The 16,680-nt window shown below is 36.9% G+C and carries 11 protein-coding genes and 1 pseudogene; 1 reads left to right on the forward strand and 11 read right to left on the reverse strand.

The genetic code is table 11. The features are described 5' to 3' along the window. Positions 1 to 84 precede the first annotated feature (84 nt). The 5 genes and pseudogenes from V192_RS19840 to V192_RS0109335 all read right to left on the reverse strand — a co-directional run bounded on the left by V192_RS19840 (position 85) and on the right by V192_RS0109335 (position 5,105). Positions 85 to 986, reverse strand: a pseudogene (locus tag V192_RS19840) (diacylglycerol/lipid kinase family protein). 132 nt (positions 987 to 1,118) lie between these two features. Further along, complete coding sequence (pepT, locus tag V192_RS0109320; RefSeq protein WP_025871086.1) at positions 1,119 to 2,348, reverse strand: peptidase T; 1,230 nt, start codon at positions 2,346 to 2,348, stop codon at positions 1,119 to 1,121. Between the two features lie 19 nt (positions 2,349 to 2,367). Then, on the reverse strand, positions 2,368 to 3,486 hold the full coding sequence (locus tag V192_RS0109325; RefSeq protein WP_025871088.1) for a Nif3-like dinuclear metal center hexameric protein: 1,119 nt from the start codon (positions 3,484 to 3,486) through the stop codon (positions 2,368 to 2,370). Further along, the gene (locus V192_RS0109330; RefSeq protein WP_025871090.1) at positions 3,476 to 4,186 is read right to left on the reverse strand and encodes a tRNA (adenine(22)-N(1))-methyltransferase; all 711 of its coding nucleotides are present in this window, start codon (positions 4,184 to 4,186) and stop codon (positions 3,476 to 3,478) included. Before V192_RS0109330 ends, V192_RS0109325 begins: the two co-directional genes overlap by 11 nt. Before the next feature lie 172 nt (positions 4,187 to 4,358). Next, a complete protein-coding gene (locus V192_RS0109335; protein WP_025871092.1) occupies positions 4,359 to 5,105 on the reverse strand; it encodes a nitroreductase family protein in 747 nt (248 codons plus the stop codon). A gap of 105 nt (positions 5,106 to 5,210) precedes the next feature. On the opposite strand from V192_RS0109335, the gene V192_RS0109340 reads away from it, so the two are divergent. After that, positions 5,211 to 5,543, forward strand: a complete 333-nt coding sequence (locus V192_RS0109340; protein WP_025871094.1) for a winged helix-turn-helix transcriptional regulator — start codon at positions 5,211 to 5,213, stop codon at positions 5,541 to 5,543. Positions 5,544 to 5,647: 104 nt separating this feature from the next. On the opposite strand, the gene V192_RS0109345 is transcribed toward V192_RS0109340, so the two are convergent. The 6 genes from V192_RS0109345 to alaS all read right to left on the reverse strand — a co-directional run bounded on the left by V192_RS0109345 (position 5,648) and on the right by alaS (position 16,662). Next, entirely contained in the window at positions 5,648 to 7,552 is a 1,905-nt protein-coding gene (locus V192_RS0109345) for an endonuclease MutS2 (protein WP_025871096.1), read from the reverse strand. 368 nt (positions 7,553 to 7,920) lie between these two features. Then, entirely contained in the window at positions 7,921 to 9,357 is a 1,437-nt protein-coding gene (gene glgA / locus V192_RS0109350; protein WP_025871098.1) for a glycogen synthase GlgA, read from the reverse strand. Continuing rightward, positions 9,357 to 10,508 (reverse strand): glucose-1-phosphate adenylyltransferase subunit GlgD, encoded by a 1,152-nt coding sequence (gene glgD, locus V192_RS0109355; protein WP_025871099.1) that lies wholly within the window; start codon positions 10,506 to 10,508, stop codon positions 9,357 to 9,359. The genes glgA and glgD overlap by 1 nt, the downstream gene beginning before the upstream one ends. Beyond that, positions 10,498 to 11,640: a glucose-1-phosphate adenylyltransferase gene (locus V192_RS0109360; protein WP_025871100.1), complete on the reverse strand. Its 1,143-nt coding sequence runs from the start codon at positions 11,638 to 11,640 to the stop codon at positions 10,498 to 10,500. Before V192_RS0109360 ends, glgD begins: the two co-directional genes overlap by 11 nt. A 71-nt stretch (positions 11,641 to 11,711) precedes the next feature. Then, positions 11,712 to 13,619, reverse strand: a complete 1,908-nt coding sequence (glgB, locus tag V192_RS0109365) for a 1,4-alpha-glucan branching protein GlgB (RefSeq protein WP_025871101.1) — start codon at positions 13,617 to 13,619, stop codon at positions 11,712 to 11,714. Positions 13,620 to 14,022: 403 nt separating this feature from the next. After that, the gene (gene alaS / locus V192_RS0109370; RefSeq protein ID WP_025871102.1) at positions 14,023 to 16,662 is read right to left on the reverse strand and encodes an alanine--tRNA ligase; all 2,640 of its coding nucleotides are present in this window, start codon (positions 16,660 to 16,662) and stop codon (positions 14,023 to 14,025) included. Positions 16,663 to 16,680: the final 18 nt, after the last annotated feature.

Below are 16,680 nucleotides of genomic sequence, written 5' to 3' on the forward strand. Positions count from 1 at the left end.
AAAAACATTCTCCTAAATAGAATACCTTGAAAGCATACGTGATGTAAAGTTAATTCAACAATTAAACAAAAACTTAATTTGACACTATGATTTTGGCACAAAAACGGTCAACCCATGCTTCACGACTTTCATTTGACTGGTAGCTCCTCACTTGGATCGCCATCAACGCGTGTACCAACTTTCTTTTCCCGTGAACTTTTAATACTTATTTCAGCTGCCGTTATATATTTAATATCAGGAAGTTCATAAACTTTACCCAGAATGATCTTCGGTAGGTAAAAAGCTAATTTAAAAATATTTAATTTCGGTAAAATGGTTAGATGAAATAAACCATCATCAGGTGATGCCGAATCATCAAAGTTAGTATAGCCGCCGACCGAGTTAGTCATCGTCACGGTCACCAGTTGTGTTTTTCCACGCCATTGTTCTTTTTCTGTTTTGATTTCTAAGTGATATCTTTTTTTCTTAGCCAGTAATTTAAAAAAGTTCTTTACAAATATAAGCTTCCCATATTTTTGTTTCTCTTCTTGACTGATCCGAGCCGCTGTATCTGCTAAAATACCAATAGTCATTGTGCTGACGATGACTTTTTGATTAATCATTCCATAATCTATTTTCCTAGTAGTACCACCCAGAATAATATCAGCTGCTGCTTCAAACTTCATAGGAATCCCTAACACTCTTGCCATATTATTGACTGTCCCGCCAGGCAACAATCCCACCTTTAGATGCGGCAACTCCTCTTTAAAATCTGCCACATTATGATTGATTGTACCATCTCCGCCAATAAAAATCAGTGTATCGATTTTTTCAGCTTTTGCTTTTTCAACTGTTTTTTTACTATCACAATCTGGACCTACTTGTTCTAATAAAAAATGTGTATTTGTTTGTCCATGATTTTTTGCATAATCTACAAATTGTTCAGCTAATTCTCTACCTTTATCCTTACCAGATGTTTCATTAAAAAGAATCATTACATTTTCCATCGTCATCACATTTCCTTTCAAGTAAAACTATGCAGTGAATCATCTAACCTCGACAGAAAAATAGGAAGTAAGTCACTCCATGTAACTGTACTCCCTCTTTTCAATTTTTACTATTATTTGAGCAAAATAGTATTATTTAGCGTTAGATTCCGCAATTTTCACGATAACATTCGTTGCTTTTTCCATCGCTTGTAATGAAACGAATTCAAAGCGTCCGTGCATATTTTCACCACCGGCAAAAATATTAGGTGTTGGAATACCTAGATAAGAAATCTTTGACCCGTCTGTTCCACCACGCACTGGTTCGATCAATGGTTTGATATCCAGATCGATCATCGCATTTTTGGCTAATTCAATAATACTCATATCTTTTTCGATCACTTCACCCATATTGTAATATTGATCGAATAAATCGATTTGCACACGATCTTGGTCAAAAGGCTGATTGATGATTTCTTGAATCTTAAGAATCAACGCTTTACGAGCTTCAAATTTTTCACGATCATGGTCACGAATGATATACGTCATTTTAGCTTCTTCTGGTGTTCCGCTCATTTGTGCTAAATGGAAGAACCCTTCGTACCCGTCTGTTTTTTCTGGTACTTCGTTTTGTGGTAATTGATTATGGAAATCAATGGCTAACTGCAGAGCATTGATCATTGTATTTTTAGCCGTTCCTGGATGAACATTTTTCCCTTGAATCGTCACTTCAGCTTGGGCAGCGTTGAATGTTTCGTATTGCAACTCTCCCACTGGACCACCATCCATCGTGTAAGCAAAATCCACATTGAATTGTTCCACATCAAATTTATCTGCGCCAACACCAATTTCTTCATCTGGTCCAAATGCCACACGGATCGTACCATGCTTGATTGATGGATCCTTGATCAAGATTTCCATTGCTGTCATGATCTCAGCGATTCCAGACTTATCATCCGCTCCTAAAAGAGTGGTTCCATCCGTTGTGATCAAGGTTTGATTGGCATAATTTTTTAGATTAGGGAAATCAGTTGTATTTAAAGTAAACTTCCCTTCGCTATCTAATTTGATGGTCGATTCACCATCGTAGTTTTCAATGATTTGCGGATTCACATTGACTGCATTGAAATCTGCCGTATCCATATGGGCAATAAATCCGATTGAGCGCACCTTTTTTTCTATATTACTTGGTAAAGTAGCGATCACAAACCCATTGGCTTCATTGTAGATCACATCACTCATCCCAATTTCTTCCAATTCTTTTTTCAACGTTTGCGCAAAAGCAACTTGTGTTTGTGTTGAAGGGGTTGTTTTACTGTTTGGATTAGAACGTGTTTCTGTTTTTACGTAACGTAAAAAACGTGGTAATAAATTTTCATACATCGTTTCGTTCCCTCTTTCTTTATCTAAATTGAAATGGATTTGTATTTACCTCTGATTCGATAAATTCTATGTTCCAATTATAATCTTTTTTCCATTGATTGAATAGTTCAACCAACTTTGGCTTACATAATTGCTCGATATAATGTCCTGGATCGATCACCGGTAAGCCTTCTGTCAGCATATCATGTCCTGTATGATAATAAACGTCCCCTGTAATATAAACATCTGCTTGTTTTTTGATAGCATCACGGAAGAATTTTTCACCACTACCGCCACAAATAGCCACACGCTGAATCAGTTTTGTGTCGTCCTCTGCTACTATTCGTAATCCGTCTAAATCAAAGACTTCTTTGACGATAGATACAAATTCTTTTAGAGAAATTGGTTTAGCTAAATGACCAATACGTCCTAAGCCATATTCTTTCGTTATATTGTCTATTTGATAGACATCATAGGCGGGTTCTTCATAAGGGTGTGCCGTTCGCATTGCTGTGATGACTTGCATTTCGATCGTTTCAGGAAAAATAACTTCAATTTTTGCTTCCTGAACAGCTTCTTCTTTACCAATCGTACCTATTGTTGGGTTGGCACCTGCAACTGGCGTAAATCTGCCTGTTCCGATCAATGAATAGCTCGTATTTACATAATCTCCTTGCAAACCTGCGCCTGCTTGTCCAAGTACTTCACGCATCTTCGCAGCATCCTCTACAGGGACAAAAACAGCTAATTTCTTATAACCAACGGTATGAGTCTTGGTTAAGTAAGTCGGCTCTTGGATTCCCAACAGCTCACAAAACCAGTCATTTAACCCATTATCAATAATATCCATATTGGTATGTGCGGCAAAAACGGCAATATCGTGTTTTAATAAATCAGCATACATTTTTGTTTGAAGATCATCCGTATCTAAGCGTTTCACTGGTCTGAAAATAGGCGGATGTTTAGCAATGATCAAATCGATTTTTTTCGCGATTGCTTCTTCAACTACTTCTGGTCGGACATCTAATGTGACCATGACACGATTCAATGGTTTGTTCAATGTACCAATGTGCAGGCCAACAGGATCACCTGCTTCAGCCAGCCATTGAGGGCAATACGTTTCAAAACGATCAATAAATACTGTACCATCAAGACTCATCTGACAAAACCTCCTTAATTTCAGCGATTTCCTTTTCTATTTGTTGAATTCTAAGCGTTTGGTCACCAGATGCTTTGGCCAATTGAGCTAAAATAGTTTCACGCTGGTTTAGCTCACCTAACCATTTTTTACGAAAAATAGGGGATTGTTTTTTTAGTAAGATAGGACCGAAAAGGCGTTCTTTTTCTGAATAAGCAACTCTTAGCTCTTGTCTGGACGCGACAATGATTTCATAGATTTTATTATTTTCTTCTAAGATATCTTCTTCGATAATTGTATAGCCATGGACTGTCAACCAATCGCGTAACGGTTTTTCGCCAACATTGGGTTGTAAAACTAAGCGTTCGTTTCCTTGAAGACGCTGCTTATTCCAACCAGCATCTAAAATGTCACGAATTAGAACACCACCCATACCACAAATCGTGACAGCGGTTATTTTGTCTGTTTCTTTTACAGCATCTAAGCCATCAGCTAAACGGACGATGATTTGTTCTGTTAAACCATTTTTTCTAACTTGTTTTTTGGCTGCTTCATATGGACCTGTTACAACTTCTCCAGCCACCGCAAAATCAAGTTTCTTTTGTAAAACTAATGCTACAGGTAAATACGCATGGTCAGAACCGATATCTGCTAAACGGCTTTGTTCAGGGACTAATTCGCCCACACGTGCTAAACGCTTTGATAATTGATTTTCATTCATTCGACATATTCCTCCGTGGTTATTATACCATTGAAAAATCGGGTTGAAAACTTTGAAAGAGATAATTTAATTACAACTCTTTTTTCAGCGAATTATGTAATACATTTCCTAAAAAACGAAACAATAATCCGCCAAATAACGGACTACTATTTCGTTTCCCAGTTTTTATACATCAAATTAATCTTTGTTTTTTCAATCCCTCAACTGTTTTTGCAGGATAGTTTTGCTCTTTATAATAGTTTTTAAACCGGCTTAACCACGGTTCTGACATGTAGCCATTCTCCTTTGCATAAACTTGAAGTTGGTGCTCATATTCTTTGATTTCTTCATTTGAAGCTGTTTTATGAGCATTTGAACCAGAAAAAACAGTTGATTCTACAGATAGGCGAGGTTTAGGTACTGCCTTTTTTAATGGGCTTCCAATTGCCAATCCAACAAGTGGAAATATGTATTCGTTTATCCCAAAACTATCAATGATCTCTGTAGATACTCTTCTAAGTCCACCGATTACACAGGTTCCTAGATCAAAACTTTCTGCTGCAATCAAGGCATTTTCCAATGCTAATGAAGCATCCATTGTACCAATAATAAGCGGCTCCAACTCATTTTCAAAAGAATCCCTCGCATTTTCTAGCCCATAACGACTAAAGTCAATACAAAATAATAAAAACAGCGATGAGCTTTCGATGATCTTAGCGTTAGAAATATTTTCTTGGTCTTGACTTAAAATCTCTACAAGTTTTCGTTTTTCATCCTCTTCTTGAAACGTCAGTATACTGTAAGCTTGTCCATTCATCCAGGAAGGAGCCTGTTTACTTGCCTTGATTATTTCCGCTTTTACCTCATTGGAAATAGCATAGTCAGCATCAAACTTTCTGACCGTTGCGTGATTTTGCAATACTTTTACAACCTCATTCATTTTAAAATCATCCTTTCTTCATTACCTTTTCTATTGTAAACCATGACTATAAAATATATAATACTGTTATATTTAAGACTACTGTCAAAAAGGATAGTGATTTCAATGAGAAAAACCTATGAACAAATGACAAAATGCAATTGTGCGACAGCAAATACTCTAGCTATCATCGGAGGAAAATGGAAAATATTGATTTTATATTATCTGCTTGAATCTAATCGGCGCTTCAACGAATTGCAACGTTTATTGGATTCCATCACACCACATACTCTTAGTAAGGAATTAAAAGAACTTCAAGAGGATGGGCTGGTGAATAAGCAAGTTTTGCAAGCAATCCCTCCAAAAACAGAGTACTCATTAAGCAAAAAAGGCCAAGAATTAAAAACAGTTTTAGTAGAAATTCGAAAATTTGGTGAAAAATATCCTTTGACTAAATGATTTTCCCTTTGTGCTTACTCTATCTCTAAAAAAGAGCGAAAGACAATAATCAGATTCTCTCTGACTGTTGTCTTTCGCTCACTTTTGGGTTTCATTATGAAAAGCTAGTCTTCTGTTTTCGCCTGTCTCATCTGCATTTCTTTTTTTAATTTCTTGTGGGCTTTTTTAGAACCACGTTCCAGATCCCTGATTTTTTTACGCTCATGATAATTTTCAAATAAGGAATCTAGATCATAATTTGGTGGATATAGTTCTTTTGCGCTACGATCTAGTTTTAATTGGCGTTTATGAACGGTTATTTTTTCATTGTCCACATAAATCACAACATCATTCGTCATTTCTATGGGTTCAAATACCAAACCAATTTTCTTATTCTCTGTCCAAAAGACCCGATCCCCTTTTTCATACGTTGGAAAAATCGTTTGTTCTTTTTGTTTTTTGACTTTTTGAAGGGACGCTTCCTTCTTAGTTGAATAGTTGCGATCATGTAAATAATTTTGAGCAAGTTTAACGACATGTTTATCTAAGTTCATCTTATTTGCGATCCAAAAAGCGTTGCTTTCACCAGTTTCTCCCAAAATCAATTGGTATTTAGGCATTAAGTTCTCTGAGTCAAACGCCATTGCAGCAGTGAGAAAATCTTCATGTTGTTCAGAAAAACGTTTAATTTCTCCATAGTGCGTCGTTGTAATAATGATACTGCCTTTTTTGTAGAAAGCTTCCATGATCGCGATTGCTAATGCTGCACCTTCATTTGGTTCGGTTCCACTACCGATTTCATCGAGTAAAATCAAGCTGTTTTGTTTCGTTTTAGCAAGAATTTCAGAGATATTATGCATATGTCCTGAGAAAGTGCTCAACGCATTCTCGATACTTTGCTGATCTCCGATATCAACGAAAATCTGATCAAAAATAGCAATATTCGTGCCGTGATCAGCAATAATTTGCACACCAATCATCGTTTGCAGCGAAATCAGTCCAACCGTTTTTAGCACAACCGTTTTTCCTCCTGCATTCGGTCCGGTGATCGTCAGCCCACGATACTCTTTGCCAAGTGAGAGATTCAACGGTACAGCCGTGTCACCTAACAATGTGTGTTTCACATTGACAAATTCGATGATTCCTTCTTGATTGATTTTAGGTTCAATGCCGTTGATTTCTCTGCTGTATTTCGCTTTAGCAAAAATCATGTCATATTGTGCAACCACTTCTAAGTTTGATTGGATCGAGCTCATTTGTTCTGCAATCAAGCCAGTCAGAGTAGATAAAATTTGGTACACTTCTGTCGCTTCTTCCATCTTTAGCTGATATAACTTATCATTCAGTTTAGCTACAGTTGCCGGCTCAACAAAAACAGTCGTCCCTTTCGAAGAAGCATCTATAATGGTTCCTGAGATTTGGTTTTTATAAGTTGCTTTGATCGGTACTGTGTATCGGTCGTTTTTCTTGACCACGATTGCTTCTTGAATTTTCGGTTTATTTTGCGCATTTCTAAGAAATGAATTTAGTTTCAGTTCAATTTCTTTTTCACACTCTTGAACAGCCCGACGAATTTTACGAAGCTCACGACTGGCATCATTTTCCACTTGATTGTTGCGAATGACCTGATAAATTTCATCTTCAATATCAGAAAAGAGCTGTAACGATTCGCTATATCTAGCTAAAATTGGTGCGATAAACTGATTTTTTTGCATGAATGATTGAATCAAACGACTACTCCTAAGAAAATCTGCGTAGCTGACTAACTCATTAGGCTCTAAAATAAACCCCTTTTCAACTTGATTGGTTAGATGTTCAATATTGTTTAAGCCCATAAATGGAACATGTAGATTTGCGAGAAGCAAGGCTTTTGCTTCTGAGGTTTCTTGTAAACGTTTTTTGACCACATCTAAGTGACTACTTGGCTGTAATGCGTTGATTCGCTCTTTTCCGTAGTAACTGATTGCATAGGTCATTAGTTTTTCTTTGATTGTATTAAATTGCGTTTTATTATATGTTTCTTGATTCATTGGTATCTCCTTCTCTTTTAAGAGATACCTATCTTCTTTTGAATAGGCCAAAGAAATTCCTTTTAGCTGCGTATATGTTTTATCGATCAATAGGATATACAAAAAGGGATGAAGTGTCCCTTCATCCCTCACTAATCAATAAATAAAGATAGATATACGACAGTCTATCAGGTGATTTTTTATGAGTTAAGATAGGTATCAACATAGGTATGCTAAAGAAGCCATCTAAAAATGGTTGTTTATTCTTCAGCTATTCATTTCCTCTAGTTAGATACTTACACTCACAAAAACACCTCTATGGCTTTCTTTGGCTATTCATTTCTCGCTAAAAGTATACCGCAGTTATTTTTATTGGTCAACAAAATTATTTAGAATCCCATCATTTTTTGATATAAATCCAAGTATAATCGGCTTGATTTTTCCCAACTAAAATCCTTTGCCATTGCTGTTTCCATCAATTGTATCCATGTTTTCTGATCGTTCCAATACAAATCAATCGCCATATTTGTGCTATATAATAAGTAATAGGAACTAAAATCTGAGAAACCAAAACCTGTTCCCGTTTTTGTCACTGGATTAAAAGGAATCACCGTATCTTTCAAGCCGCCAATTTCGTGAACGATCGGTAAAGTACCGTAACGCATGGCAATCATTTGTGATAATCCGCATGGTTCTGTTGCAGATGGCATCATAAACAGATCAGAACCCGCATAAATCAATTGCGCCAAGTCAACATCAAACGTAATCTTCGCTTTAAATTTAGTTGGATAATGCTCAGAAAAATAGTTAAACGACTGTTCAATTTCCGGGTCTCCCGTTCCAAGAAGCACCAGTTGAACCTCTTTTTCCAAAAGTTTCGCTAAATCATCTAAAATCAGATGAAATCCTTTTTGAAACGTTAAACGACTGACGATACCAATCAACGGTACATCATCCCGAATGGGCAGTTCCATTTTCGTTTGCAACGCTTTTTTGTTTTTCTTTTTACCTGATAAGTCGTTTATCGAAAAATTTGCTGGGATCGATTGATCTGTCTCTGGATCATTCATATCATAGTCGATTCCATTTAAAATGCCGGTCAATTTTTCTTGTTCTAGCCGTAAAATACCATCTAGGCCAAAACCAAATTCAGGTGTTTTTATTTCTTCTGCGTATGACGGACTCACGGTATTCACTCGATCAGCGTATAAGATCCCCGTTTTTAAATAATTGACGCCATCTCCAAAGCCGACAGCAGCATCATAGTCACGATCTGGTCCCATTCCAAAAAAGTCTGACAATAACTCTTTGCTATACGCTCCTTGAAATTCAATATTATGAATCGTTAACACCGTTTTGATTGAACGATAAGCTTCGATCCATCGATCTTTTTCCTTTAACAGAAAAGGAATCATCGCTGTGTGAAAATCATTTACATGGATAATATCAGGTAGCAAGTTGATTTTCGCCAACATTTCTATGATTGCTAAAGAAAAGTAGGCAAAGCGTTCTCCGTCATCCTCATAGCCATATAGATTTTCACGATCAAAATAATATGCGTTCTCAATAAAATAATAGGTAACATCATTCCGAACTAACCGTTTAATCCCACAATATTGATGGCGCCAACCAACATCAACATAAAAGCTGGTTAGATCCTCACATTGTGCTTTAAAGGATTCGGGGATCTTTGTAAAATACGGCAAAACAACAGAAATTTTTGCCTCTTTTTTAGCTAGTTCTTTAGGCAATGCTCCTATTACATCACCTAATCCTCCCGTTTTGAAAAAAGGGGCGCATTCTGCTGCTGCAAATAATACATTCATCACTCAGTTCCCCCAATAACATCTTTCTCAACCACTTGATTTTTATGGATCACGACAGGATTTTGTGCTGTACCAGAAATTTTCACTCCGGCCTTGACCGTGACATTTTTATCTAATATAGCATATTCGATCACTGCATCTTCTTCAATTTGAGCGTTCGACATCACGATCGTTCGTGTCACTTTGGCTCCTTTTTTAATCATCGTTCTTCTTGAAATCAAGCTGTTTTCCAAATGTCCCTCGATGATACAGCCGGTTGCACACTGACTATTTTTTACACTAGAATTCTCTGAATAATAGGTCGGCACTTCATTTTTACGTTTCGTATAAATTTTTTGTTTTGTATACATCAATGCATTGAATTTTTTTACGTCCAACATATCCATATTAGCCTGATAGTAAGAAGTAACATCATCGATATTACTTAAATATCCAGTATATTCGTATGCTGTCGTCTGAGTATCCCCTATTTTTTCTCCTAAAAATTCAATCAGACTTGTCGAACTGTTATTGGCTTGACCGATTATTAATTCTTCTATCAGCCACTTGGTTTGAACGATAAAGATGTCCATAGAAAGGCTCACTTGTTTTTCTTTCTCTAATTCTTGCTCAAAGGCCTGAACACTTGCGACATTTCCTGCTTTGTCGACTTGAATGATTCGATTATTCGCTGATAGTTTTTCTGGTTCCATCCGTTTATAAACAACCGTCATCTTATTGTTTTGTTTTTGATGCGTTTTCAAAACAGCCCGCAGATCAATCGCACAAAGCATGTTACTTCCCATAAAAACTGTATACTCAGATTCTGATTTTTCAAGATAATCGATCACCGCAGAATAATAAGGCAACCCTTGTGCTTTTTGCTTTAAAAAATCCTGATAGAAATAAACAAAATAGCTATTTTGAAGAGAATCTAAATTCCATTCTTTCCCACCACCAATATGATCAAAAACTGAACGGGTTTCCCCTTCATTGAATATCATAAAAATCGAGTTGATGTTTGCATTAGCAATACTTGAAAGAGGAAAATCGATCAACCGATATTTGCAATCAAAAGGCAATGTATCTAAGGGTCGCTCTTCCGTTAATGGTAATAAGCCTTGAAATGCTGATACATTTCCTAAAATCGCACACATTTTTTTAGTCTTCATCGCTTTGCACCCCAATCACTTCAGAATAGCCGATCACTTCAATGTCATCTTCTTTATAAATCACTGCATTGTCACCAATGATCGCATTTTCACCGATAATCGCATTTTTGATTTTAACATTTTTTCCAATCGTTGCACCCGGCATGATCACGCTACTTTCAATCGTTGACCCAACCTTTACTTGCACATTCGTTGAAAGAATACTATCTTTGACTGTTCCTGCTACATAACAGCCATCAACTACTAATGAATTGCTAACTGAGGCTGTTTCAGTAATAAAATGAGGAGGAGAAATGGTGTTTTTTGAAAACATACGCCAACTTTTATCTCGCATGTGTAACTCATTTTCCAAACTTATAAATTCCATACTTGCTTCCCATAAAGACTCGATCGTTCCGACATCTTTCCAATAACCATCAAAACGATAAGCATAAACATTTTCACCAGCATCCAAGTAGGAAGGAATGACGTGTTTTCCGAAATCAAGCATTTGACCATCTTTCGAATAGTTGTTTAGTAAGACAGTTCGTAGACGTCCCCAATTAAAAATATAAATCCCCATCGAAGCCAAATTACTCTTAGGTTCTTCTGGTTTTTCGTCAAACTCGATGATCCGATTATTTTCATCTGTATTCATGATACCAAAGCGGGATGCTTCTTTAAGCGGTACTTCAATAACAGCCACGCTCAATGAGGCATTATTGGCAATATGTTCTTCTAACATCGCTTCATAATTCATTTTATAAATATGGTCCCCAGATAAAATCAATACATATTGCGGATCCATTTGATCGATATAGGAAATATTTTGATAAATTGCGTGGGCGGTCCCTTCAAACCATTTTTCACCATCAGAACTAGAATAGGGTTGTAAAATCGTCACGCCAGAATCAATCCCATCTAAGCCCCAGCTTGCGCCATTTCCAATATGGTTATTTAATGCAAGCGGCTGATATTGGGTGACGACGCCAACATTTTTGATGCCAGAATTGATACAATTACTTAATGTAAAATCAATAATTCGATATCTGCCGCCAAAAGGCACAGCAGGTTTAGCGATATTTTTCGTTAACTTTCCTAGGCGTGTTCCTTGCCCACCAGCTAAAATCATGGCCAACATTTCTGTTCTCATCTACTTCGGGTGAAATTCCACCCTGCCCCCTTTCAAAAATCCCTGTTCTTTCCTCTGAAATCAAGAATTCGCTAGTTAACTTTCGTTCTTTTTATTCCCGTGTTGATTGTTTTTGGCTTTAAAATGATTGCTCCAAGAGCAGGTACAATGGTCTGAATTCGATAATCAAATTGTTTAAAAGACTCTTTACTGGTTTCACTTATTTGATTTGGTTCGATCCATGTCCCACCGAATTCTTTCATCTCAGTATTCAGTACTTCCTCATAAGTTCCAGGAAATGGCACACCAATCGTAAAATTTTGTCTTTCTACAGGTGAAAAATTCAAGATAACGATCAAAAAATCTTTTTTGCTCTTCCCTTTCCGGATAAAACTCAATACTGTTTCTTCGCTGTTATCAGCGTCGATTATCTCAATCGTTTCGGATACATGATCTAATTCCCACAATGCCTTTTCTTTTTTATAAAACTGATTAAGGATCTTTGTAAAATACTGCATACCATCATTCATTTCATCCTCAAGATCGATCCATTCCAGACTTTTATCTGACTTCCATTCTAAAAACTGACCCCATTCACTTCCCATAAACAGAAGTTTTTTACCAGGATGGGTCATCAAGTAGACGTATAGATTACGAAGCTGAGCAAATTGCTTATACCGATCGCCCCACATTTTATGCATCAAACTTCTCTTTCCATGAACGACCTCGTCGTGAGATATGGGTAAAATGTACTTCTCGTTCATCATATACATAAACGAAAAAGTCAGTAGACGAAAATTATATTTTCGAAACACAGCATCCATTTCATAAAAACGCAACGTATCATTCATCCAGCCTAAATCCCATTTGTAGTCAAAGCCTAAAGCCCCGCTTTCAACCGTTCCAGTTATTTTAGTCTCTGAGGAACTTTCTTCGGCAATCATGACGACTTCTGGATGACTCTGTTTGATGACCGCATTTAGTTTTTGTAAAAAGTAAAAACCAGCCCAATTACGATTGCCTTCTTCTGGATCAATAAACGTAGGTCCTTCATCATAATCGAGATAAAGCATATTGGAAACAGCGTCCACACGTATCCCATCAACATGAAATACCTCGATCCAATATAAGGCGCTGGAAATCAAAAAACTCTGTACTTGAGGTTTGCTTAAATCAAAATTAAGCGATCCCCAACGAATATTCTCTGCGCGAACAGGATCGTCATACTCAAATTGCGGCGTTCCATCATAATAAGCCAATGCATCATCATTAACACAAAAATGCCCAGGCACCCAATCAATCAAAACACCAATATCATTCACATGGCAGGCTTCCACAAACTCTTGAAACTCAACTGGTGTACCATAATATGAACTTAGTGCAAAATAACCAATCAACTGATAGCCCCAAGACTCACCTAAAGGATGCTCCATCAAAGGCATAAATTCAATATGAGAAAAACCCATTTCTTTTACATAAGGAATCAGTGTGTCTTTTAACTGTTTAAATGTATAAGGCGTTCCATCCTCTTCACATTGCCAAGAACTTGCGTGAACTTCGTAAATATTTAATGGCTGTTTGAAAAAATCCTGTTGTTTTTTTTCTTGACGCCAAAGCCCATCACGCCAATTTTTCTCAGCTATTGTGTAGACCATTGAAGCATTATTGGGTCGTTTTTCGAAAAAAGGAGCAAAAGGATCGATTTTATAAACTTCTCTACCATCTGCTTGTTTCACTAAATATTTATAGAAATCCCCTTCTTTTGCCCTTGAGGTGAAAATCTCCCAGCTACCAAACGCTTCTTCTTTTGCCATAAGTAATGAACGATCCCAGTTATTAAAATCCCCCACCAACCAAACAGCTTGCGCATTTGGTGCCCACACTCGAAAAACAAATCCTTCTTGATCCTCATAAACTGCTTGGTGAGAACCAAAATAGCGTTGACTATAGAAATTTTCGCCTGTGTGAAACTGTTCGATCTGGCTTTTTTCATTAGACATTTATCTAGCCTCACTCTCTTAAAACGCATGTAGATTAATTTTCTACTTACATATGAATGAAAAAAATCATGATTATATTTCATGATAGACAAAAAAGTTACAGAAAATATTTTTTCTTTCAGACTTTTGCAAAAGAAAACACACGAAACTTTCTGAAACTATCACTGATTTTAACCGTTCAATAGAATAAAAAAATCACAGATCACTTCTATGAAATAAGGATTTTTTCACTTTATTTTTTTGTACTTATATAAACTATTCACCCCATCATTATTAAATGAATATGAGTAATACTATCTTAAATCTAACAACAAAATGAAAAAAATGAAAGAAATTGCCCTCTGAATCGAAAAAATAAAAAAGCAGACAAAACCATGTCACTCGGTTTTGTCTGCTTTTAGTATTAATTTGCTAACCAGTTGGCTACTTCATTCAATGCATCACTGATCCCCGCTGGATTTTTACCGCCAGCTTGGGCCATATCTGGACGGCCACCACCGCCACCGCCGACTTTTGGTGCGATTGTTTTGATTAAATCGCCAGCTTTTAGACCTTTTTCATTTGCTGCTTTAGACATAGCTGCTAACAAGCTGACTTTTTCCTCTTGCGCTGTTGCTAAAACTAAAACATCTGATAATTCTTTTTGTTTCCATTGATCTGCTAATTGACGTAATTGATTCATATCTTTTACATTTACTTGTGCCGCAATGTATGTTGTGCCATTGATTTCTTTAATATCTTTGAAAATGTCGCCTGCTTGTTGATTTGCTAATTTTCCAGCAAGTTGTTCATTTTCTTTTTGTAAATCGCGTAGTTGTTGTTGTAATTGTTCAGTTTTTGACACAACTTCTTTCAATTGAGGGGATTTAACAATGCCGGCAATTGTTTTTAATTGTTTTTCTTCTTCGTTCATAAGCTCATAGGCTTCTTTACTTGTCACAGCTTCGATCCGGCGTACACCAGCTCCAATACCTGATTCAGAAACAATTTTGAAAATACCTATATCTTCTGTATTTGTTACATGCGTTCCACCACAAAGCTCGATCGAGTAGCCACCGATATTGACAACACGGACCTCTTTCCCATATTTCTCACCGAATAAAGCCATAGCCCCCATATTTTTAGCAGTATCGATATCTGTTTCGACTGTTTCAACTGGAATGGCTTCCCAGATTTTTTCATTGACGATAGCTTCCATTTGAACTAACTCTTCTGGCGTAACTTGTCCAAAATGAGTGAAGTCAAAACGCAAGTGCCCTGGAGCAACCAATGAACCGGCTTGGTTGGCATGATCGCCTAAAATATCTTTCAGCGCACGATGTAGTAAGTGCGTTGCTGTATGATTTTTTAAGATGCGATTACGCATTTTTTCATCTACATGTAATTCGTATGTTGCGCCTTCAACTAATTTACCAGTCACTTGAACGGTGTGTAAAAATTGACCATTTGGTGCTTTTAAGACATTTTCTACATGAGCTACGATCGTACCATTTTGATCTTTGATCGTACCATGATCAGCAACTTGTCCACCCATTTCTGCATAGAAAGGAGTTTCAGCAAAAATCAACTGTGCTGTACCTTCTGATAGTTCGTTAAGGATTTCTTCGTCTTTTAGAATGATCAAAAGCTTGCTTGTCGCTTCTAAGTTACTATAACCGACAAAGGTACTTTCAACTTTAATATCCGTCAAAACAGCCGATTGAACCCCCATTGAAGTTGCTTTACTTCTTGCAGAACGAGCACGATCTCTTTGAGCTTCCATTTCTTTTTCAAAACCTGCATGGTCAACTTTCAAGCCAGAATCTTCTGCAACTTCTTCCGTTAATTCAACAGGGAAACCATATGTGTCATATAATTTGAAGATATCTTTACCATTTAAAGTAGCTTCATTTGCCGCTTTCACTTTTGAGATCAAGTCATTTAAAATATCTAGTCCTTCATTGATCGTTTCATGGAAACGTTCTTCTTCAGTACGCACAACTTTTTCGATAAATTCTTTTTGTTGCAGCACTTCTGGATAATAACTTACCATCACGTCTCCAACAACAGGAACTAGTTTGTATAAGAATGCTTCATTGATTCCTAATTTTTTCCCATGCATGACCGCACGGCGTAATAAGCGGCGCAACACATAGCCACGGCCTTCATTTGAAGGTAGCGCTCCGTCACCGATTGCAAAAGATAATGCACGGATATGATCAGCAATAACTTTAAAGGAAATATCTGTTTGCGGTGATTGACCATATGTTACTTGTCCACTCAATTTTTCAACCGCATGAATGATCGGCATAAACAAATCTGTTTCAAAGTTAGTTGGTGCATTTTGAACGATGGAAACCATACGCTCTAAGCCCATGCCTGTATCAATGTTTTTATGAGGTAATGGCTCATAAGTATCATCCGCTTGGTGATTAAACTCAGAGAATACTAAGTTCCAAATTTCTAAATAACGTTCATTTTCGCCACCAGGATAATTTTCTGGATCATCTTCTGCGACATCGTTGAAAGACTCACCACGATCATAGAAAATTTCTGAATCTGGACCACAAGGACCCGCACCGATATCCCAGAAGTTATCTTCGATATCAATGATATGATCCATCGATAAACCAACTTCTTCATGCCAAATACGTTTTGCTTCTGTATCTTTTGGATAAACTGTGACATATAATTTTTCAGGATCAAAGGCCATCCATTCAGGAGACGTTAAAAATTCCCACGCCCAATGGATCGCTTCTGTTTTAAAATAATCACCGATCGAAAAGTTTCCTAACATTTCAAACATTGTATGGTGACGAGCTGTTTTCCCAACATTTTCGATATCATTGGTACGAATCGATTTCTGTGCATTCGTGATTCTTGGATTTTCAGGTACAACAGAACCATCAAAATATTTCTTCAATGTCGCAACACCTGAGTTGATCCATAATAATGTTGGATCATTGACAGGAACTAAAGAAGCACTTGGCTCCACAGAGTGTCCTTTTGATTTGAAAAAGTCTAAATACATTTGACGAACTTGACTGCTTGATAATTGTTTCATTGTTCAATTCCTACTTTC

The organism is Enterococcus crotali, from assembly GCF_000633635.1.
GTDB classification, from domain to species: Bacteria; Bacillota; Bacilli; order Lactobacillales; family Enterococcaceae; genus Enterococcus_L; species Enterococcus_L crotali.